The sequence below is a fragment of the Conexibacter arvalis genome, from assembly GCF_014199525.1.
GTDB classification, from domain to species: Bacteria; Actinomycetota; Thermoleophilia; order Solirubrobacterales; family Solirubrobacteraceae; genus Conexibacter; species Conexibacter arvalis.
The window spans coordinates 1,473,469-1,491,997 of the sequence record NZ_JACHNU010000001.1 but is presented as its reverse complement, the minus strand read 5'-3'; the positions used below and the strand labels follow the sequence as shown (position 1 = coordinate 1,491,997).

Here is an 18,529-nt window from a genome sequence, read left to right as displayed (position 1 = left end):
TGGTTCACGGCATCAGCAGCCCGCCGTTGACGTGGACGGTCTGTCCGGTCACCTGGCGGGCGGCGTCGGACAGCAGGAAGAGCGCGACCTCGGCGCAGTCCTCCGGTCTGGGGATCTCTCCCAGCGGCATCTGCGCGCGCACGCGCTCGACGCCCTCGTCGCCCCCGTTCATCGCGCGGAAGCGGGGCGTGTCGGTCGGGCCGGGCGCGATGCAGTTGACGCGCGTGCCGGAGGCCGCGACCGCGGCGGCGAGCGAGCGGGTGTAGGAGATCAGGCCGGCCTTCGCGGCGGCGTAGCCGGCGCGGTCGGTCGCGGCCATCACGGCCTGGCCGCTGCTCGTGAAGCAGATCGCCCCGCCGCGTCTGGCGGTGATCGCCGGCAGCGCGGCGCGCGCGGCGAGGTAGGCCGAGGTGAGGTTGAAGGTCAGCTCGCGCTCCCACGTCTCCGGGTCGAGCGCGTCGATCTCGCCGAGGACGGCGCCGCCGACGGTCGCGAACAGCCGGTCGAGCCGCCCGTGGCGGTCGACGGCGAGGTCGACCGCCCGCTGGAGCGAGCCGAGGTCGGTGCTGTCGCAGGCGGCGAAGGCGACGTCGCCGTCGAGGCCGGCCGCGATCTCGGCGCCGGCCGGGTCGACGTCGGCGATCACGACGCGGGCGCCGTCGGCGGCGGCGATCCGGGCGGCCGCGAGGCCGATCCCCGAGGCGCCGCCGACGACGAGCAGGACCTTCCCGTGCGGGTCGCTCATGCGAGGAAGCTCTCGGGGGGCGTCGGCCCCCAGCGGTTGATCGTCTTCGTCATGCGGTCGCCCGCCTCCCATCGCGGTGGCACGTACGTCGTCTCGTCCGGGATCTGCGCCATGTCGGCGAACAGCTCGACTCGCAGTCCGGAAGAGGGATCGCAGACATACGTGAAAATGTTGCGTCCCGGACCGTGGCGGCCGGGGCCGTACTCGACCTTCAGCTCCTGCGCCGCGAGCCGGTCGAGGATCGGCTCGTAGGCGTGCCAGCCGTTGACCTCGAGGCCAAGGTGGTGGAGCTCGCCCCGCGCCCCCGGCCGCAGGCCGAGGTTGTGGTGCTCGGCGCCGATCCGCAGGAACCAGAGGCCGTCGCCGATCTGCTCGGAGAGCAGCATCCCGAGCGCCTCGCGGTAGAAGGCCGCCGTCTCCGGCGGCGCCGGGCTCTTGACGTTGAGGTGGCCGAGGCGGCGCGGCCCGACCGGGCCGTGCGGCGGCGTCGGGACGGTGACCGTCGCGGTCCGCTCCAGCGCGAGCGGATTGCCGGCCGGGTCGGCGAACGCGAGCCCGCCGGCGGCCGTCTCGCGCGTCTCGGTACCGCGCGCGGCGAGGCGGTCGGCGAGCGCGCCGAGGTCGTAGTCGTCGGCGACCTCCCACGTGATCGCGCGCAGCGCCAGCGCCTCTCCCTCCAGCAGCGTGATCGCCGTCTGGCCGTGCGGACCGTAGTCGCCGGCGCAGCGGATCGCGATCGCGTCGCCGACGGTCTCGGCGAGCGGGAAGCCGATCCCCTCGGTCAGGAAGCGCGCCGTCGCGGCGGGGTCGGGGACCGTCACGGTGACGCCGGCGAGCCGACCGAGGCGTGCCGCCGAGAACGTGGAGGCACTGCCGACACCGCTCATCGTGCGCAGCCTCTCAGCTTTGGTGAGGGATCGGGAGAATTTTGTGCATTTCGTCGAGTCCGCTTCGACGCCATGGACAGCGCCGCGGCGCCCGGACCGGCGCTCGGCCCGCGCCGGCCGACGAGGGCGGCGGCGCTCACTGCGTGCCGCCCGTGATCGCCGTCAGCGTGTCCGGCGGCGGCGCCGCGAACGGCTTCAGCCGCGTCAGCTCGCCGATCTCGCGTCCGCGCCCGGCCTCCCGCGCCGCCGCCAGCAGCGTCGTCGCCAGCGCGAGGTCCTGGATCGCCGTCCCGACCGACTTGAACGCGAGCAGGTCGCGCTCGCCGTCGCGGGCCAGGCAGGAGCCGCCGGGCACGGCCCGCTCGTCGGCCATGCCGACGATTCGGGCGCGGTCGATCGCGCCGCTGCCGAGCCCGTCGATCACGTCGCCGGACTCGAGCGCCACCTGGCGCGGGTCGTCGACCAGCAGCAGCGCGGCGCGGCGCAGCGTCGCGCGGTCGAGCTCGCGCAGGTCGGGCCGGGTCGAGCCGATCGACAGCACGACGGCGCCGGGACGGAAGTCGGCGCCGTCGACGACCGGCTCGGTCGCCTTCGTCGCCAGCACCGAGACCGGCGCGACGCCGAGCGCGGCCGCCGGCTCGGCGACCGCCTCGACGCTCAGCTCCAGCTCCTGCGACATGCGCGCCGCGAACGCCTCGCGGCGGTCCTGGGAGCGGCTGTAGACGAGCGCGCGCCGCAGCGGCCACAGGCGCGCGAAGGCGCGCAGGTGGCCCTCGGCCTCGAAGCCGCTGCCGATCAGGCCGAGCGTCTCGGTGCCCTCGGGCGCGAGCAGCTGGCCGGCGACCGCGGTCGTCGCGGCCGTGCGCAGGCGCGTCACCTCGTCGGCGTCGAGCATGCCCAGCAGCGAGCCGTCGGTCTGGCTGTAGAGCAGGATCAGGTACCGCGTACCGAGCCCTCTCACGAGCGTCATCACCTTCAGGCCCATGACGTCGTCGAAGGCCGCCGGCATGACGCGCAGGAAGCCGCGCTCCAGGTCGACGTCGAGCCGCGGCGGCACGACCGTGCGACCGGCCCGCTCGGCGGTGACGGCGGCCTGCGCCGCCGCCATCGTGACGTCGTGCGTCGCGAGCGCGCGCACGTCGTCGCCATCCAGGAACAGCGTCATCGGCTCTCCACCTCCCTCACCGCTCGTCCGCAGCGATCCATCTAGGACGTCCGCCCCGCGTAGAAGCCGGCGTCGTCGGCCGGCAGCTCGAAGCCCGACGCGGCGAGGCCGCCGCGCAGCGCTCTCATCTGGCCCGGCTGCAGGCGCATCTGCGGCATCCGCAGGAGGCCGCCGTTGTAGCCGTGCAGCCAGCTCAGGTACTTCCAGCCGGTGCGGTGGATCAGACCGGCGCCGGGGAAGGTCGCGTGGAACTGCCCCTTCGCCTCGCGGGCCGGGTGGTAGCTCCAGAAGATCTCCATCGCGCGGGCGTTGTCGCCGGCGGAGGCGGCGGCGAGCACCTGCGGCACGCGCGGGCCGTACGACTCGTAGCCGCTGGTCCCGAACCATCTGACGCCGTAGTTGGCGACCAGCGCGGGGATGTGCATCTCCATCGGGTTCTGCACGATCAGGTACGGGCTGCAGCGCTCGTGGGCCTCGTTGAAGGCGGAGAAGAGCGCGCCGCCGCCGCCCTCGTACTTGAGCGCCGCGGCCGTCTCCAGCTGCGACATCTCGACGAGCGCGTCGATCGGGAAGCCGGCCGGGTGGAGCGGCTTGAAGCCCCACGTGCCGACGCCGAAGAGGATCAGCGCCAGATCGGTGTTGTCGGCGACGTACTTGGTGTGCTCGACGATCTCGGCCGCGCTCTTGGGCCGGAAGATCGGCGGGTAGGAGAGCAGCGCCGCCTCGGCGCCGACGCCCTCGGCGACCTTCGCCGCCTCCAGCGACTCCTCGACGGTCGAGAAGCTGAGGTGGGCGACGAGCTTGAAGCCCTCCGGGGCGGCCTCGGCGGCGACCTCGAGGAAGCGCTTGTACTCCTCCAGGGTCGTGCCCGACTCCGACGCGACGAGCGTCCCCCAGTAGCCGTGCTCGGCGGCGAGCTTGACGTCGTGGGCGATGCCAGCCTCGTTGAGGCCTCTGAAGTCCTCCGTGAACGACGGCAGCGTGACGTTGCAGGCGCCGGCCCACTGCTCGCGGGCGCGCTCCTTGATCTCGGCGCGGGTGTAGGGAAGTGCCATCTGGCGCGGGGTCCTCTCGGTGTCGCGGGTCTGGGGAAGAAGGTCAGGCGGTCGCGCTCGCGGTCGCGCTCGCGGTCGCGCGATGGATCGGTCGATAGACCCAGCGGCCGCTGGAGAACCAGTCGCGCTGCGCGAGCGCGTCGCGGCGCGGGGTGTCGCGCGCCGCCGCGCGCTCGGGGGCGCTGAGCGCCTCGGGGCCGCGCAGGTCGTGGAGCGCGAGGTGGGTCCACGGCGGGCCGTCGGAGCCGGGGCGGACGCGGTAGCGGCGGACGCGCAGCCAGCCGGGCACGCGCATCAGCAGCGGCACGTGCTCCTCCTCGTACCAGCCGTCGAACTCGGCGACGTCCTCGTCGGGGACGGCGAAGGCGATCGCCAGCAGCGTCTGCGGCGTCTCGTCGACCGCGCCGGTGTCGGAGATCTCGTCGGCGATGTAGCGCGTGAAGCCCTCGACGGAGCCGAGCATGCGCGCGGTGCGCTCGCCCGGGTCGCGCTTGAGCGCGACGTACTCGGGCGTCTCGAGCGCCGCCATGTCGTCGAGGAAGTAGCAGGCGAGCCATCTGGCGGCGTCGGGGCCGCCCTCGCTGCCGGTCAGCTCGTAGCGGACCGCCTCGGCGAAGCCGGGGATCGCGATCCGCGCCGGGATGTGCTCGCTCTCGTACCAGTCGTGGAAGTCGGCCTCCGCCCCGGCGGGCGGCTGCATCTGGGAGAACAGCAGGCCGCCGCTCATCGCAGGCCGTCCCCGACGCTGACCTCGTCCTTGGCGAGTCCGCCGACGCGGTGGTGGACGCGGCCGCGCGAGGCCATCGCGGCGATCACGAGGATCTCGTCCGGTCTCGGGCCGTCCGGCACGGTGATCGTGACGGTGTCGTAGAACTCGCGCACGAAGAGCGCGCGGCGGTAGGCGAGCGGGATGTCGATCGAGGTGCCGGCGGCGGCGACCTTCGAGGTCGAGGTGACCCAGGTGATGCCGTCGATCTCGGCCCGCATCGCGTCGCCGAAGGGGGTCGTGATGCACGCGACGCCGTGGTCCTGGTCGCCGAGCGTGCCGACGATCGCGCCCTTGCCGCAGCTCTCCGCCTGGCGGCCGCCGAGCGCGGCGTGGCAGCGCGCGACCAGCTCGCGGGCGAGCGGGACGCTCGGCTCGATCAGCTCGTCGAGGTTCTCCGACCAGCGGCCCGCGTACGGGTTGCGGATCACCGCGGCGACCGCCGCCTTGACGAGCGGCTCCTCCACGGCGGGCCCGCCGTCGCTGGAGATCTCCTCCGCGAACGTGACCCACTTGCGGACGGTGAGGGGAGTCATGGTGACGGTTCTTCTCCGTTTCCCTGAGCGGCCGACAGACCGCTCCCTGCCAGGTGCATAGAAGCTACTGACAACTGTATACACAACTCCTGAAGCGCGCAAGGCCACCCGGCGCAGAACGGCCGCCATTCAGCCCGTGCGACCCTCACGACCCGCCCGCACCGGCATCAGGTGCGACTCCTGGTCGCGGCGCGACCGGAGCGCGCAGGCGATCGCGCAGCGGGCGACCCCGCGAGGGCGCCGCTACACGGCCTGGGGCTCGCCGGCGCCGCGCTGGGCGACGAGTCGCTCGCGGGTGTGGCCGATGTGGCGCTCGACGGCGAGCCGGGCCGCGGAGCCCTCCCCCGCCTCGACCAGCCGCAGGATCTCGGCGTGCTCGGCGCCGGCCTCGACGGGCCGGTGGATCCCGGAGCCGCGGCTCCACAGGCGGACGTAGCGCTCGCCACGGGCGCGCAGCTGCTCGATCAGCTCGAGCGTCGTCTCGGCGCCCGAGGGGGCGTAGAGGAGCGCGTGGAAGGAGGCGTTCAGCTCCAGCCAGCGGACGTGGTCGCCCTCCTCCTCCATGCGCCGGGCGAGCCTGTGCGCGGCGGCGAGGTCGCCGGCGGAGAGATTCGGGACCGCGCGCTCGATCACGAACCCCTCGAGCATCGCGCGCAGGTCGTAGATCTCGACGATGCGGTCGAGGTCGAGCGCGCGCACGACCGCGAGGCGGTGGGCTCTCGTGTCGATCAGCCCTTCCGCCTGCAGCTGCCGCATCGCCTCGCGGACGGGGACGCGCGAGACGCCGAAGTGGGTCGCGATCGCCGCCTGGTTGAGCGTCGCGCCGTCGGCGAGCTCGCCGCGGTGGATCGCGTCGCGCAGCGCGTCGGCGACGTAGTCGGCCGTGATGCGCCGCTCGTTGAACTGCGCCTGCGGCTTGATCGAGCTCAGATCCGTCTCTCGCACGGCGACAGTATACAGATTCCACTTATTGCGACCGCGCAGTTTTCGCGCGGCTGCGGCCGGCACCGGCCCGGGAGACCGGCGGCGCCGGCCGGCGCGCGGCCGCTCGCGGGCCGCGCGCCGATGCCGCCCGGTCGCGCCGGCCCCGGCGCGACCGGTCGCCCCCTCCTCAGATCAGGAAGGTGACGTTGCCGAGCGGGAGGTCGCTGTTGGCGAGCCGGACCTCCTTGCGGCGGATCGTCCAGCCGCCGTCGCCGCTCGGGGAGAGCACGTGGCGGAAGTGGCCGACGTACTGGAGCTGGCGGCCGCGCCGGACCTCGGTCACCTGCTGGACCGAGCGGACGTCGAGCGCCGGCGGCTCGACCTCGCCGTCGCCGGCGATCCGCACGTTGCCGATCAGGTGGATCGTGCGCGACGCCGGATCCTGCGAGTAGGCGAAGCCGCTGCTGAGCCGCAGCACGCGCTCGCGCAGCCGCGTGCGGTCGTCGAGCAGCAGCTGGACGTCGACGCGCGGGTCGGCGTCGGGCCCCTGCGGGATCCAGTAGACCGCGTCCTCCGCGTACAGCTCGAGCCACTCCTCGAGCCGCAGCGCGTCGAGCAGCTCGGCCTCGTGGTAGAGGAAGGCGGCGACGTCCGCGAGCAGCGCCGGGTCCTGGGAGCCCGCGACGGGGCGGACCGTCTCGGAGGCGCTCATGCCGCGGCCCCCATCAGCCGGCGCCACTGCCGGTAGAAGGCGCGCTGCGGCACCTCGTCGGCGGAGTGGCCGATCAGGGTCCCGTTCTCGCCCTCTCTCTCGCGGTGCATGCCGCGGCTCATCACAAGCCAGTCCTCCTCCGTCGCCTGCATGCCGTCGGTGACGCGCTCGAAGGCGATCTCGACGTCGTCGGGGCCGCCCATCCCGGCCGGGCCGTAGAAACCCTCGTGGGTGCGCAGGATCGCCTCGTTGTAGTCGTCGCTGGCGCCCTCGTGCAGCATCGGGTAGAGCTGGACCTCGGTGCGGTTGGCCGCCTTCGGCAGGACGTGCCGCAGCTGCGCGCCGACGAAGCAGAGGTTGGGGAAGACGATCAGGTTGAACGGCAGGTCGCCGAGCTGCCCGCCGTTGTTGCCCGTGCGCGGGTCGCCGAACTCGTGGACCGAGTGGCCGTTGCCGAGGTCGATCGTGCGGTAGCTCTCGTCGAACATGATTCTCTGCATGATCGGCGGCGCCTGGCCGATGCGATCGGCGAGCACGTCGAGGAAGCTGCGGTGGACGAAGCCGAAGTGGTAGTTGTCGATCGTGTTCTCGACCTGCAGCTTCCAGTTGCCGCCGTAGCTGAGCTGGTGGGCGCCGGCCGAGAGGCGGATCCCCTCCGGTCCCTGCTCGGAGATGATCTTCAGGTAGGGCTTGGCGTTGCCGAGGTACTCCTCGAGCGACGGGCCCTCCTCGGCGAAGCTGGCGAAGACGAAGCCGGCGAAGGTGTCGACGCGCGGCAGCTTGACGAGCCCGAGCTTGGAGCGGTCGAGCTCCGGATAGGCGTCGTCGTAGGTCATGCCGCGCAGCGGGCCGTCGTTTCTGTACGTCCAGCCGTGGTACGCGCAGCGGAAGAAGTTCGCGTTGCCGCGGGTCGCCTGGCAGACGGTCGCACCGCGGTGGCGGCAGCGGTTGAGCATCACGTGCAGCTCGCCGTCGTCGGCGCCGCGGGTGACGATCACGGGCTGGATGCCGGCGTGCGTCGTCTTGTAGTCGCCCGGCTCGCGCAGCTCGCTCTCGTGCGCGACGTACAGCCACGGGCCGTGGAACAGCTTGCGCTGCTCCTCCTCGAAGATCGCCTGCGACGTGTAGATGCTTCCGTGAATGCGCCAGTCCTCGGTGATGAGGCCGGCGGGGTCCGTCGTCGTGCTCACTCCCATGCTCCTTCGTCGCTGCGCCAACCGGTCTGGCTCGGGTCGAGGAACGGCCCGAGCCGCTCGTGCGTGAGCCACGTGAGGCTCGCCAGCTCGAGCGGGTCGAGGTGGATGACGCGACCGCTGCGCAGATCCTCGATCCGCAACCGCGGCCCGTTGGCCCGCTCGTCGACCTCGACGGCGACCGTGCCGAACTCGTTCGCGAGTCGCAGCCGCGCCCGCCCGTCGGACGGCCCGCCGTTCGCGCTCGCGGGCAGGGCGTCGGCGGCGCCGGTCCGACCGCCATCGCCAGCCGCGTCGCCGGCGCGGGCGGCATCGCTGCCGCCGGCGGCGCCGGCCCGGTCGAGCGCGTCGTCTCGATCAGCCCGATCCGCGCTCATCCCTCGCCTTTCGACCACATGTGGCGAGTGTATACTGTTGCCATGGAAATCGCGAACGAGTTTTCACTCAGCGTTCCCCTCGACGCGGCGTGGCCGCTCCTGACCGATCTCGGCCGCGTCGCGCCCGCGATGCCCGGCGCGACCGTCACCGCGGTCGAGCCTGACGGGATCAGAGCGACGATGAAGGTGAAGGTCGGCCCGATCTCGGTCGCGTACAGAGTCAGAGTCGAGCTGGTCTCCCAGGACGAGGCGACCCACGTCGCCGTCCTGCGCGCGAGCGGCCGCGAGGCGCGCGGCCAGGGGACGGTCGCCGCGACCGTCACCGCCAGACTGCGCGCAGACGGCGAGCAGACCGCCGTCGCGCTGACCACCGACCTCGCCGTCACCGGCCGCGTCGCGCAGTTCGGCGGCGGCGTGATGAAGGAGGTCGCCGACCGCCTGCTGAGACAGTTCGCGCAGAGACTCGAGGCGCAGCTCGCAGAGGAGCCGGCCGCCGACGCCGCGGGCCCCGCTGCCGACGCGACCGCGCCCGGTGCTGCTCCGGCCGCCGGCGCCGCTCAGCCCGCCGGCGCGACCGGCGCCGGGACCGGCGCCGGCGACGCGGCCGGCGCCACGGGCGCGGCCAGCGGCGCGAACGCAGCGCCCGGCGCCGCCCCGGCGGCCGCCCCCGTCGAGGCCGAGCCGGTCGACCTCGGCCGCGTCGCCGGTGCCGCGCTGCTCCCGAGCGGACCGGCCGTCGGCGCCTTCGGCGGCGCCTTCCTCGGCACGTTCCTCGGCTTCCTGCTCGCCGCGCTCCTCCTCCGCCGCCGCCCCTGAGCGCCGCCTCGGGGCTCCCCCGCTCGCCGCACTCCTCTCCGTGCCGCCGCTTGTGAGCGCCGCCGCGCGGAGGAGTGGCGGTCTGGGGGCGCATATCACCCCCAGACCGCCACTCCTCCCGGGCGCGGCGCCGGGCGGCGGCGCGCCGGGAGCCGGCCGGCGGCGCTCAGGCGACCGGGGCCGGCTGCATGAAGCCGCCTCTGGCGAGGCGGAGGCGGTACTGGACGAGCGTGCGCGGGTTCGCGTAGGAGATGCAGCCGACCAGCAGGTCGCCGCGGTAGGCCGCGGCGGCGAATCTGCGCTCGGCGACCGAGCCGTCGACGACCTCGAAGCGGTCGGCGAGCACGGGCAGGCCGACCGACTGCAGCCGGATGCCGAAGTGATCGGACCAGAAGCCCGGCACGGTGCCGTACTCCGTCTCGGCGCCAGGACCCTGCAGCAGCGTCCGCGCCGCCGCGGCGCCGCCCTCGACGGCGTTGGTCCAGTGCTCGATCCGCATCGGCATGCCCTCGAGCAGCGGATTGGGCCAGCGCGCGACGTCGCCCGCGGCGACGACCCGCTCCGCGCCGACGGCGGCGAGCGAGGCGTCGCACAACACGCCGTTGTCGAGCGTCAGGCCCGAGCCCTCCAGCCAGCCGGTCGCCGGCACCGCGCCGGCGGCGACGACGCAGAGGTCGGCCTCGATCCGCCGGCCGTCGTCGAGCACGACCGCCGCCAGCCGCCCGTCGCTCTCGACGGTCGAGGCGACGCCGTGGCCGACGATCGTGCGCACGCCGTGGTCGGCGAGCATCTCGGCGCAGACGGAGGAGACGAGCTCGCCGGCGACCTTCAGCGGCGGGTCGAGGCTGACGATCGTCACCTCGGCGCCGAGCTCGCGCGCGGTCGCCGCGACCTCGACGCCGATGAAGCCGCTGCCGACGATCAGCAGATGCGGTCTGGCGTTCGCGGTCAGCGCGGCGCGCAGGCCGGCGGCGTCGTCGAGCGTGCGCAGCTCGAAGACGTTCGGCAGCTCCAGGTCGAAGGCGGGCAGCCGGCGCGGCCCGCTGCCGGTCGCGATCACGAGCCCGTCGAAGGCGAGCTGCTCGCCCGCGGCGGTCGCGACGACGCGACGGTCGAGGTCGAGCCCGACGGCGGCGTCGCCGAGGACCCACTCGACGCCCAGCTCGGGCGCGACCGGGAAGGCGACGTCGGCGGCCGTTCTCGTGCCGGCCAGCAGCTCCTTGGAGAGCGGCGGGCGGTCGTAGGGGGCGTGCGGCTCGTCGCCGAGGACGGTCAGCGTCCCCTCGAAGCCGTCGGCCCGCAGCCGTTCGGCGGCGCGCAGGCCGGCGAGCGAGGCGCCGACGACGAGGATCCGGTCGAGCGCGCTCATGCCGCCACCTCGGTGGCGCCGGCACCGGCCGTCGCGCCCCCGTCGCCGCCGCCGGCGCGGATCAGCGCGCGCACGCGGTCGGGCGTCAGCGGGCAGGCGCGGACGACGACGCCGAGATCGGCGAGCGCGTCCTCGACGGCGTTCGCGATCGCGGCCGGCGGCCCGATCGCGCCGCCCTCGCCGAGGCCCTTGACCCCGAGCGGGTTGAGCGGCGTCGGGCAGTCGACGTGCACGAGTCTGATCTCGGGCATCTCGCCCGCGGTCGGCAGGAGGTAGTCCATGAAGCTCCCGGTGCGCAGCTGCCCGTCGGGGTCGTAGACGAGCTCTTCGTAGAGCGCGCCGCCGATCCCCTGCATCACGCCGCCGAGCACCTGGCCCTCGGCGATCGCGGGGTTGACGGGTCGGCCGCAGTCGTGTGAGACGGCATAGCGGAGGATCTCGACGGCGCCGGTCGCCGGGTCGACCGCGACGACGGCGGCGTGGACGCCGGCGGCGTAGGTGACCGGTCCCGGGTTGAAGATCGCCTTGGCGTGCAGCTCGGTCGGCGCGCCGGCCGGCCGCCGCGGGTTGAACGGCGACAGCGCTCCGGCGAGGTCGGCGAGCGGCAGCTCGGGACCGTCGCCGTCGAGCGGGCGGATCGTCCCGTCGGCGAGCGTCAACGACTCCGGCGGCGCGCCGAGCAGGCTGCCGGCGGCGTCGAGCACGGCGGCGCGCAGCTCGGCGGCCGCCTTCGCGACCGCGTTGCCGGCGACGACGAGGCTGCGGCTGGCGATCGTGCCGAAGCCGGCCGCGATCGCGGCCGTGTCGCCGCCGACGACCTCGATCCGCTCGAACGGGACGCCGAGCGCGTCGGCTGCGATCTGCGCGAGCGTCGTGCGGTGGCTCTGGCCCTGCGAGGAGGCGCCGGTCGCGACGCGCACGCGCCCGCCGCCGAGGACGGTCAGCGCCGCGCTCTCGAACGGGCCGACGCCGGTCCCCTCGACGTAGGCGGCGTAGCCGACACCGACGCGGCGCCCGGCGGCGCGCTCGGCCCACGGCTCCTCCTCGACCAGCGCCCGCGCCCGTGCGAGCAGCTTCGGATAGTCGCCCGAGTCGTAGACCTGCTCGGTCCCGTCGCGGTAGATCATCCCGGTCGCGTACGGCATCGCCTCGGGCGCGATCAGGTTGCGCGCGCGCAGCTCGGCGGCGTCGATCCCGACCGCGCGCGCCAGCCGCGTGACGGCGCGCTCCATCGCGAAGACGGCCTCGGGACGGCCGGCGCCGCGGTACGGCGCGACGACGCCGGTGTTCGTGATCGCCGCGCGCAGGCGCACGTCGACGGCCGGCACGTCGTAGGGGCCGATCAGGTGCGTGAGCGTGTTGTACGGGACGACCAGCCCGAGCGTGTGGTACGCGCCGCAGTTGTGGACGATGCTGTCGCGCACGGCGAGGATCCGCCCGTCGGCGTCGGCGGCCAGCGCGATGCGATGGACCTGCTCGCGCCCGTGGGTCGTCGCGGCGAAGTGCTCGGAGCGGTCCTCGATCCACTTGACCGGGCGGCCGACGCGCGTCGCCAGGTACGGGATCACGAGGTCCTCGGGGTAGATCGCGCCCTTGGGGCCGAAGCCGCCGCCGACGTCGGGGGCGCGGACCCGCAGCGTCTCGGGGGCGCGTCTCAGCGCGCCGGCGAGGAAGTCGCGCAGCTGGTGGGGCGTCTGCGTCGAGGCCGAGACCGCCAGCGTGCCGTCGAGCGGGTCGACGGTCGCGACGACGCCGCGCGTCTCGATCGGCGAGGCGACGTGGCGGTGCGAGTGGAAGACCTCCTCGACGACGACCGCGGCCTGCTCGAAGGCGGCGTCGACGTCGCCTCTTCTGTAGCGGTACTCGAGCGCGAGATTGTCCTCCCACTCCGGCTCGACCAGCGGCGCGCCGGGCTCCAGCGCCGCCTCCGGGTCGACGACGGCCGGCAGCGGCTCCAGCTCCAGCTCGATCAGCTCGAGCGCGTCCTCTGCGAGGTAGCGCGACTCCGCGACGACGACCGCGAGCGGCTGGCCGACGTAGGTGGCGCGGTCGGCCGGGATCGCCGGCATCGGGTGGACCCGCGAGACGGCGCCGGTCGACGCTCTGACCGTCTCGGGCACGACCCGCGCGATCTGGAAGACCATCGGCTCCAGCTCGCCGGCGAGGTCGGCGCCGGTCAGGACGGCGATCACGCCGGGCGCCGAGCGCGCCTCCTCGACGTCGATCGAGACGATCCGGGCGTGCGCCTGCGGGCTGCGCAGGAAGGCGGCCTCGCTGCAGCCTGACGGGTGGAGGTCGTCGACGTAGGCGCCCTCGCCGCGCAGCAGGCGCTCGTCCTCGACGCGCGGGACCGAGCGGCCGATCAGCTCACTCATCGCCGGCCTCCGCCAGCTTGCGCTCGGCCGAGCGGGCGGCCGCGACGATGTTGCGGTAGCCGGTGCAGCGGCAGAGGTTGCCGCTGAGCGCGTCGACGAGCTGCTCGTCGCTCGGGTGCGGCGTCTCCTCCAGCAGCGCGACGGTCGTCATCAGGAAGCCGGAGGTGCAGAAGCCGCACTGCATCCCGTGCTCCTCGTGGAAGGCCTGCTGGACCGGGTGGAGCGGCGCGCCGGGCTCGGCCAGCCCCTCGACGGTGCGGATCTCGGCGCCGTCGGCCTGGGCGGCGAAGACGAGGCAGGAGCGCTGCGGCGCCCCGTCGACCAGCACGGTGCAGGCGCCGCAGACGCCGTGCTCGCAGCCGACGTGGGTCCCGGTCAGGCCGGCGTGGTGGCGGATGAAGTCGCTCAGCAGCAGGCGCGGCTCGACCTCGGCGGCCAGCTCGCGCCCGTTGACGGTGACGCGGATCGGCACCTGCTGGACGGCGTGCTCAGACACGGGCGCTGCTCCTCTCCCAGGCGTCGGCGAGCGCGCCGACGGACAGCTGGACGGCGATCTCGCGCCGGTAGTCGGCGCTGGCGTGGAGGTCGTCGACCGGATCGATCGCCTCGGCGACGAGCGGCTCGACGGAGGCGAGCGCCGCCGCGTCGAGCGGCTTGCCGGCGAGCGCCTGCTCGACGCCGCCGAGCCGCACCGGCCGCTCGCCGACGCCGAACAGCACGAGCGCGACCGCCTCCGCCGTCGCGCCGGCCGCGTCGCGGTCGACGGTCGCGACGGCGCCGACGAGCGCGAAGTCGCCGCGCCGGCGCGCCAGCTCGCGGAAGCCCCAGCCGCGCGCGGCCGGCCACGCCGGGAAGACGACCTCGGCCAGCAGCTCGCCCGGCTCGAGAACGGTCTCGTAGTAGGTCGTGAAGAAGTCGGCGGCGGCGACCGTCCGCCGCCCCTGCGGCCCGGCGACCGTCATGCGCGCGTCGAGCGCGACGGCGAGCGCGGGCAGCTCGGCGGTCGGGTCGTGGTGGGCCAGCGAGCCGCAGACGGTGCCGCGGCTGCGGATCTGCGGGTGGCCGATGTGGCGGATCCCCTCCGCCAGCACGGGCCAGCCGCCCTGCTGCTCGAGCTGGCGCAGCAGCCGCGCCTGCGTGACGGTCGCGCCGACCGACAGCGCGCCGTCGGGCCGGTGCTCCAGCGCGCCCAGCTCGTCGACGCGGCGCAGGTCGAGCAGCAGCTCGGGCGTCGAGAGGCGGAAGTTCATCATCGGCACGAGCGACTGTCCGCCGGCGATCACGCGCACGTCGGTGAAGTCGTCGGCGAGCAGCTCCAACAGCTCGTCGAGCTGCTCGGGAGCGCGGTATTCGAAGGAGGCTGGCTTCATCTCATCTCGGGGAGCCGAAAGCGGGACTACTGTATACATTCATCCAGTTGCCTGCAAGCGCCATCCGACCGCATCGAGGCGTATCCTGCGGTATGTGCAGAACTTGCAGATAGGGGAAGCGCCGGAGCTGCGACATCGCCGCACCAGCTCCGACTACATCGCCGACGCACTGCGCGACGCGATCAACGGCGGCCAGCTCGAGGACGGCGCCGTCCTCAACCAGGTCGAGCTCGCCGAGCACTTCGGCGTCTCGCGCGTCCCGGTGCGGGAGGCGATCCGCCGCCTGGAGGCCGAGGGTCTGGTCGAGGCCGCCGCCCACCGCCGCGCCGTCGTGCGCGGCCTCAGCCTCGACAGGATCGCCGAGGTCTACGAGCTGCGCGCGCTGCTGGAGGGCCACCTGACCGAGCAGGCCGTCCCCAACTTCGACAGAGCCGACGTCGAGCGGCTGAACGAGCTGAACAGACAGCTGCGCGAGGAGAGAGACCACGCCCGCTGGCTGGAGCTGAACGCCGCCTTCCACGAGACGCTCTACGCGCCGGCCGGGCGGCCGACCGCGCTGGAGCTGGTCGACTCGCTGCGCCAGCGGGGCGAGCGCTACGTCCAGATGTGGAGCGGCGGCCGCGGGCTGGAGCGCACCTCCCAGGTCGCCAAGGAGCACACCGCGATCGTCCGCTGCGTCAGAAGAGGCGACGCCGCCGGCGCGCGCGACGCGATCGTCGCTCACATCGAGCACACCCGCGACGCGGTCCTCAAGCTCCACCGCGCCGCCGCCGGCAACGGCGACGGCAGCAGATAGAGCTCCCCCGAGGCGAGGCGGCCACCGGCCGCCCCGCCCGTCTGCCGCCCCGCTCCAGGCGCGGCCGCGCCGCCAAACGGCGACGCGGGCCGCGCACGCCGGAGGGCGCTAGCCGACCGGGAAGAACTCCTCGAGTCTGACGTTCTTCCAGACCTCCTCCGGGACGTCGGCGACCTGCTGGAACGGCAGCCCGACCGGCTTCGTCGCGTCGATGATCCACTTCGCGTTGAGGGCGCCGTTTCTCGTGTCGTCCTCGATGCTGTACGCGGTCGGGTCGAGCTCGCAGGTGTACGCCTCGGGGATGACGATGACGTCCTTGTCGGCGCGCACGCGCGTCGCGACCGCCCACATCACTCTCATCTCGTCGTACGGGTCGATGTCGTCGTCGACCACGACGCAGAGCTTCACGAACGGGTCGGCGCCGAGCGCGGTCAGCGCCGCGTTGCGCGCCTGGCCGTCGTACTCCTTGCCGATCGAGACGTAGCAGGCGAAGCGGCAGCAGGCCGAGAACGGCATCGAGACCGCTCTGACCGACGGCACGACCGCGCGCACCTTGCTCAGCAGGTTGGCCTCGCGGCCGACCATGCCGATCAGGTTGTGCTCCGGGTGGGCGTTGAAGACGTCCTGGTAGATCGCGTCTCTGCGGCGGGTGATCGCCGTCACCTCGACGACGAGCGTGTCGTGCGCCGGGCCGAGGTACCAGGAGAACTCGCCGAACGGGCCCTCCCACTTGCGCTCGTGCGGCAGCAGCTTGCCCTCGATCACGATCTCGGCGTCGGCCGGGACGTCGATCCCGAGCGTCTCCGACGGGCACATGCGGACCGCCTCGCCGGCGAGGCCGCCGGCGACCTCGATCTCGTCGACCTCGAGCGGGCCGCGGTACTGCGAGGCCATGTAGATCGTCGGGTAGTGACCGATGACGATCGCGACCTCGAGCGGCTGATCGCGCTGCTCCTGCTTGTGGTGCATGTGCCAGATGTGCGAGTAGGCGCCCGGGTCGAGCCGCAGCTCCTTGGGGCCGATCACCTGGATGCGGTAGATGCCGGCGTTGTAGGCGCCGTTGTCGGGGTCCTGCGCGACGGTGACGCCGGAGGAGATGTACTCGCCACCGTCCTCGCCGCAGTGGAAGATGTTGGCGATCTTCGTGACGTCGACGTCGTCGCCGGTCTGGATGACCTCCTTGACCGGGCCGGTCTCGACGCGCTCCGGCGGGATGAGCGTGCCCTGGCGATCGTCATAGGCGTGCGCGAGGCCGGCGCTGTCGGTGTCGAACAGCAGGCCGAGGCGGTCGCGGTGGCCGAGCGCGTTGCCGAGGACGGGGACGTCGCAGCCCTTGACGTTCTCGAACAGGACCATCGGGAACTGGCCGTCGTCCTGGAACTTGCGCAGGACCCCGGTCAGCTCGAGATGGGGGTCGACCTCCTTCGAGGTCTTGAGGTACGAGGAGGGGTAGGCCTCCTCCACCTGCTTGATGAACGTCCGAAGATCCTTGGGCATTCTCACTCCTGTATGCGGGTTACTGTCTACAGTCTTCTCAACTTGCATCCCTCCCGTCAACTAGTACATTTGGGGGGTCTGGGGATCGGTATGGCGCCCGCGTGCGCACGCGGACTGCCTCTACCCGCAGATCGCTCTTTTTTCCGGATCGTGACGATCGGCACGCGATCCGAGCGCGCCGCCGACGACCGCCGCACACCTCCCGGAGCGCGCCCCGCGAGCCGACCCGCGACCCTCGCGCGCGCCCGCCTCGCCAAACCGCGCACACACCTCGCCCCACCTCCGCGCCCGCCCCGCCAGACCACACCCCCACCTCCGCGCCCGCCTCGCCAACCGCGCGCGCACCTCACCAGCCACCCCGCCGACGCGCCACCCTTGTAACGATCCGTACTTTCTACGGATGCGCCCGGCGGCGCATGAGACGACACTGCTCTGTCAGAAGGGTCGTCAATCGAATCTTCCTAGTGAAGACAACGAGGGCGGCCCTTCCGTATGCCCCGATCGCGCCGCGGTCGCGGCGGCCTCGCCACATCGCTCCGGCCCGCCCGCCCCGGGCGAGCGCGCTCACCCCTCGCGCAGCAGCTCGGCGAGTACGACGGCGTCGTTGTGCTCGCGGTCGCGCGCGCCGTAGACGAGCGTCACCCGGCCGCTCGACGCGCGCCGGCGCAGCGCCTCGACCTGCTCGCGCCGTTCCACCAGCTCGGCGCGGTAGCGGTCGCGGAAGGCGTCGAACCGGGCCGGATCGTGGCCGAACCACCGCCGCAGCCCGTCGCTGGGCGCCAGCTCTCTCGCCCATTCGTCGAGTCTCGCCCGCTCGCGGGAGATCCCGCGCGGCCACAGCCGATCGACCAGCACGCGGTAGCCGTCGCCGGGCGCGGGCGGGTCGTACACGCGCGCGAGATGGACGTCGAGCCCCATCTCCGACCGATTTCCTCGACGACGGCGCGGCGAAACACCGGCGCGCCACGATGACCTCTCCCCTGGACCGCCGAGCGATTCTCTGACTAGAGTCAGAGAATGGACGACGCGTCGGTGCAGCAGGTCCGCCGCTTCAACCGCAGCGTCACGCAGCGGGTCGGCGCGCTCGACGACCGCTACCTCGCCCGCGACCGCCCGCTCGGCGAGGCGCGGCTGCTGTGGGAGATCGGCCCTGGCGGCTGCGAGGTGCGCGCGCTGCGGACCCGCCTCGGCCTCGACTCCGGCCATGCCAGCCGCCTGCTGCGGGCGCTCGAGCGCGACGGGCTGGTGGAGGTCGTCGCCGGCGCGCGCGACGGACGCGTCCGGACGGCGCGGCTGACGACCGCCGGCCGCGCCGAGCGGGCGCTGCTCGACGAGCGCAGCGACGAGCTGGCGCGCGCGTTCCTGGCGCCGCTGAGCGCCCGCCAGCGCGAGCGGCTCGTCGGGGCGATGGGCGAGGTCGAGCGGCTGCTGACCGCCGCGCTGGTCGAGCTCGGCCCGGCCGACCCGGCCGAGCCCGACGCCCGCTTCTGCATCCGCTCCTACTTCGACGAGCTCGACCGCCGCTCGGAGAGCGGCTTCGATCCAGCCGCCGGCATCCAGCTCGACCCGCGCGAGCTGCGACCGCCGGCCGGCGTGCTGCTCCTCGCGCGCCTGCGCGCGGAGCCGATCGGCTGCGGGGCCGTCCGTCTCCACGGCGACGGCCCGGCCGAGATCAGACGGATGTGGGTCGCCGAGGCGGCGCGAGGGCTCGGCGTCGGCCGCCGCCTGCTCGGCGAGCTGGAGGCGTGGGCGGTCGCCCGCGGCGCCCGCGTCGCGCGGCTGGAGACGAACCGCGCGCTGGCCGAGGCGATCTCGCTCTACCGCTCCTCCGGCTATCGCGAGGTCGCCGCCTTCAACGACGAGCCGTTCGCCGACCACTGGTTCGAGAAGCGGCTCGACGGCACGGACGCGCGGCGCTGATCCCGGCGCCGGCCGCGTCGCGCGGG

At 73.7% G+C, this 18,529-nt stretch carries 19 protein-coding genes; 3 read left to right on the top strand and 16 right to left on the bottom strand.

All coding sequences use genetic code 11. The features are described 5' to 3' along the window. Positions 1-4: 4 nt before the first annotated feature. The 10 genes from BDZ31_RS07005 to BDZ31_RS24490 form a co-directional block, all read right to left on the bottom strand. On the bottom strand, positions 5-745 hold the full coding sequence (locus BDZ31_RS07005) for an SDR family NAD(P)-dependent oxidoreductase (RefSeq protein WP_183340307.1): 741 nt from the start codon (positions 743-745) through the stop codon (positions 5-7). Next, positions 742-1,632 (bottom strand): VOC family protein, encoded by an 891-nt coding sequence (locus tag BDZ31_RS07000; RefSeq protein ID WP_183340305.1) that lies wholly within the window; start codon positions 1,630-1,632, stop codon positions 742-744. Before BDZ31_RS07000 ends, BDZ31_RS07005 begins: the two co-directional genes overlap by 4 nt. A 136-nt stretch (positions 1,633-1,768) precedes the next feature. Beyond that, a complete protein-coding gene (locus BDZ31_RS06995) occupies positions 1,769-2,797 on the bottom strand; it encodes an ornithine cyclodeaminase family protein (protein ID WP_183340303.1) in 1,029 nt (342 codons plus the stop codon). Positions 2,798-2,838: 41 nt separating this feature from the next. Then, the gene (locus BDZ31_RS06990; RefSeq protein ID WP_183340301.1) at positions 2,839-3,852 is read right to left on the bottom strand and encodes a dihydrodipicolinate synthase family protein; all 1,014 of its coding nucleotides are present in this window, start codon (positions 3,850-3,852) and stop codon (positions 2,839-2,841) included. Between the two features lie 43 nt (positions 3,853-3,895). Beyond that, the gene (locus BDZ31_RS06985) at positions 3,896-4,579 is read right to left on the bottom strand and encodes an EthD domain-containing protein (RefSeq protein ID WP_183340299.1); all 684 of its coding nucleotides are present in this window, start codon (positions 4,577-4,579) and stop codon (positions 3,896-3,898) included. Beyond that, on the bottom strand, positions 4,576-5,154 hold the full coding sequence (locus BDZ31_RS06980; RefSeq protein ID WP_183340297.1) for an amino acid synthesis family protein: 579 nt from the start codon (positions 5,152-5,154) through the stop codon (positions 4,576-4,578). The genes BDZ31_RS06985 and BDZ31_RS06980 overlap by 4 nt, the downstream gene beginning before the upstream one ends. A 243-nt stretch (positions 5,155-5,397) precedes the next feature. Beyond that, positions 5,398-6,099, bottom strand: coding sequence for an FCD domain-containing protein (locus tag BDZ31_RS06975; protein WP_183340295.1), 702 nt, complete (start codon positions 6,097-6,099; stop codon positions 5,398-5,400). Positions 6,100-6,265: 166 nt separating this feature from the next. Next, positions 6,266-6,790 carry an aromatic-ring-hydroxylating dioxygenase subunit beta gene (locus tag BDZ31_RS06970; RefSeq protein WP_183340293.1) on the bottom strand — a complete coding sequence of 175 codons (525 nt, stop codon included), beginning with the start codon at positions 6,788-6,790 and terminating at the stop codon, positions 6,266-6,268. After that, the gene (locus tag BDZ31_RS06965) at positions 6,787-7,980 is read right to left on the bottom strand and encodes a Rieske 2Fe-2S domain-containing protein (protein ID WP_183340291.1); all 1,194 of its coding nucleotides are present in this window, start codon (positions 7,978-7,980) and stop codon (positions 6,787-6,789) included. Before BDZ31_RS06965 ends, BDZ31_RS06970 begins: the two co-directional genes overlap by 4 nt. After that, positions 7,977-8,360, bottom strand: coding sequence for a hypothetical protein (locus BDZ31_RS24490; RefSeq protein ID WP_221242836.1), 384 nt, complete (start codon positions 8,358-8,360; stop codon positions 7,977-7,979). The genes BDZ31_RS06965 and BDZ31_RS24490 overlap by 4 nt, the downstream gene beginning before the upstream one ends. Before the next feature lie 42 nt (positions 8,361-8,402). On the opposite strand from BDZ31_RS24490, the gene BDZ31_RS06955 reads away from it, so the two are divergent. After that, the gene (locus tag BDZ31_RS06955; RefSeq protein WP_183340289.1) at positions 8,403-9,176 is read left to right on the top strand and encodes an SRPBCC family protein; all 774 of its coding nucleotides are present in this window, start codon (positions 8,403-8,405) and stop codon (positions 9,174-9,176) included. A gap of 166 nt (positions 9,177-9,342) precedes the next feature. On the opposite strand, the gene BDZ31_RS06950 is transcribed toward BDZ31_RS06955, so the two are convergent. Genes BDZ31_RS06950 through BDZ31_RS06935 form a run of 4 tightly spaced genes read right to left on the bottom strand, consistent with a single transcriptional unit; the run spans position 9,343 to position 14,290 of the window. After that, positions 9,343-10,545 carry an NAD(P)/FAD-dependent oxidoreductase gene (locus tag BDZ31_RS06950; protein ID WP_183340287.1) on the bottom strand — a complete coding sequence of 401 codons (1,203 nt, stop codon included), beginning with the start codon at positions 10,543-10,545 and terminating at the stop codon, positions 9,343-9,345. Further along, positions 10,542-12,920 carry a xanthine dehydrogenase family protein molybdopterin-binding subunit gene (locus BDZ31_RS06945; RefSeq protein WP_183340285.1) on the bottom strand — a complete coding sequence of 793 codons (2,379 nt, stop codon included), beginning with the start codon at positions 12,918-12,920 and terminating at the stop codon, positions 10,542-10,544. The genes BDZ31_RS06950 and BDZ31_RS06945 overlap by 4 nt, the downstream gene beginning before the upstream one ends. Continuing rightward, positions 12,913-13,416, bottom strand: coding sequence for a 2Fe-2S iron-sulfur cluster-binding protein (locus BDZ31_RS25890; protein ID WP_183340283.1), 504 nt, complete (start codon positions 13,414-13,416; stop codon positions 12,913-12,915). The genes BDZ31_RS06945 and BDZ31_RS25890 overlap by 8 nt, the downstream gene beginning before the upstream one ends. Continuing rightward, positions 13,409-14,290, bottom strand: a complete 882-nt coding sequence (locus BDZ31_RS06935) for an FAD binding domain-containing protein (RefSeq protein WP_183340281.1) — start codon at positions 14,288-14,290, stop codon at positions 13,409-13,411. The genes BDZ31_RS25890 and BDZ31_RS06935 overlap by 8 nt, the downstream gene beginning before the upstream one ends. A gap of 103 nt (positions 14,291-14,393) precedes the next feature. Between BDZ31_RS06935 and BDZ31_RS06930 the strand changes: the two genes are divergently transcribed. Continuing rightward, positions 14,394-15,086, top strand: a complete 693-nt coding sequence (locus BDZ31_RS06930; RefSeq protein WP_183340280.1) for a GntR family transcriptional regulator — start codon at positions 14,394-14,396, stop codon at positions 15,084-15,086. A gap of 108 nt (positions 15,087-15,194) precedes the next feature. Here the strand turns inward: BDZ31_RS06930 and BDZ31_RS06925 are convergent, their stop codons facing one another. Together BDZ31_RS06925 and BDZ31_RS06920 are read right to left on the bottom strand one after the other, a co-directional pair. Next, positions 15,195-16,583 carry a UbiD family decarboxylase gene (locus BDZ31_RS06925; protein WP_183340278.1) on the bottom strand — a complete coding sequence of 463 codons (1,389 nt, stop codon included), beginning with the start codon at positions 16,581-16,583 and terminating at the stop codon, positions 15,195-15,197. A gap of 564 nt (positions 16,584-17,147) precedes the next feature. Then, positions 17,148-17,501 (bottom strand): DUF488 domain-containing protein, encoded by a 354-nt coding sequence (locus BDZ31_RS06920; protein ID WP_183340276.1) that lies wholly within the window; start codon positions 17,499-17,501, stop codon positions 17,148-17,150. A 99-nt stretch (positions 17,502-17,600) separates the two neighbouring features. On the opposite strand from BDZ31_RS06920, the gene BDZ31_RS06915 reads away from it, so the two are divergent. Continuing rightward, on the top strand, positions 17,601-18,503 hold the full coding sequence (locus BDZ31_RS06915; protein ID WP_183340274.1) for a bifunctional helix-turn-helix transcriptional regulator/GNAT family N-acetyltransferase: 903 nt from the start codon (positions 17,601-17,603) through the stop codon (positions 18,501-18,503). Positions 18,504-18,529: the final 26 nt, after the last annotated feature.

Excerpts from the sequence above, each read along its gene's own strand:
- BDZ31_RS06945 (WP_183340285.1), bottom strand. The coding sequence starts at position 12,920 with ATGAGTGAGCTGATCGGCCGCTCGGTCCCGCGCGTCGAGGACGAGCGC.
- BDZ31_RS06980 (WP_183340297.1), bottom strand. The coding sequence starts at position 5,154 with ATGACTCCCCTCACCGTCCGCAAGTGGGTCACGTTCGCGGAGGAGATC.
- BDZ31_RS06935 (WP_183340281.1), bottom strand. The coding sequence starts at position 14,290 with ATGAAGCCAGCCTCCTTCGAATACCGCGCTCCCGAGCAGCTCGACGAG.
- BDZ31_RS06950 (WP_183340287.1), bottom strand. The coding sequence starts at position 10,545 with ATGAGCGCGCTCGACCGGATCCTCGTCGTCGGCGCCTCGCTCGCCGGC.
- BDZ31_RS06990 (WP_183340301.1), bottom strand. The coding sequence starts at position 3,852 with ATGGCACTTCCCTACACCCGCGCCGAGATCAAGGAGCGCGCCCGCGAG.
- BDZ31_RS06995 (WP_183340303.1), bottom strand. The coding sequence starts at position 2,797 with ATGACGCTGTTCCTGGATGGCGACGACGTGCGCGCGCTCGCGACGCAC.
- BDZ31_RS07000 (WP_183340305.1), bottom strand. The coding sequence starts at position 1,632 with ATGAGCGGTGTCGGCAGTGCCTCCACGTTCTCGGCGGCACGCCTCGGT.
- BDZ31_RS06970 (WP_183340293.1), bottom strand. The coding sequence starts at position 6,790 with ATGAGCGCCTCCGAGACGGTCCGCCCCGTCGCGGGCTCCCAGGACCCG.
- BDZ31_RS06915 (WP_183340274.1), top strand. The coding sequence starts at position 17,601 with ATGGACGACGCGTCGGTGCAGCAGGTCCGCCGCTTCAACCGCAGCGTC.
- BDZ31_RS24490 (WP_221242836.1), bottom strand. The coding sequence starts at position 8,360 with ATGAGCGCGGATCGGGCTGATCGAGACGACGCGCTCGACCGGGCCGGC.
- BDZ31_RS06955 (WP_183340289.1), top strand. The coding sequence starts at position 8,403 with ATGGAAATCGCGAACGAGTTTTCACTCAGCGTTCCCCTCGACGCGGCG.
- BDZ31_RS06925 (WP_183340278.1), bottom strand. The coding sequence starts at position 16,583 with ATGCCCAAGGATCTTCGGACGTTCATCAAGCAGGTGGAGGAGGCCTAC.
- BDZ31_RS06920 (WP_183340276.1), bottom strand. The coding sequence starts at position 17,501 with ATGGGGCTCGACGTCCATCTCGCGCGCGTGTACGACCCGCCCGCGCCC.
- BDZ31_RS07005 (WP_183340307.1), bottom strand. The coding sequence starts at position 745 with ATGAGCGACCCGCACGGGAAGGTCCTGCTCGTCGTCGGCGGCGCCTCG.
- BDZ31_RS06985 (WP_183340299.1), bottom strand. The coding sequence starts at position 4,579 with ATGAGCGGCGGCCTGCTGTTCTCCCAGATGCAGCCGCCCGCCGGGGCG.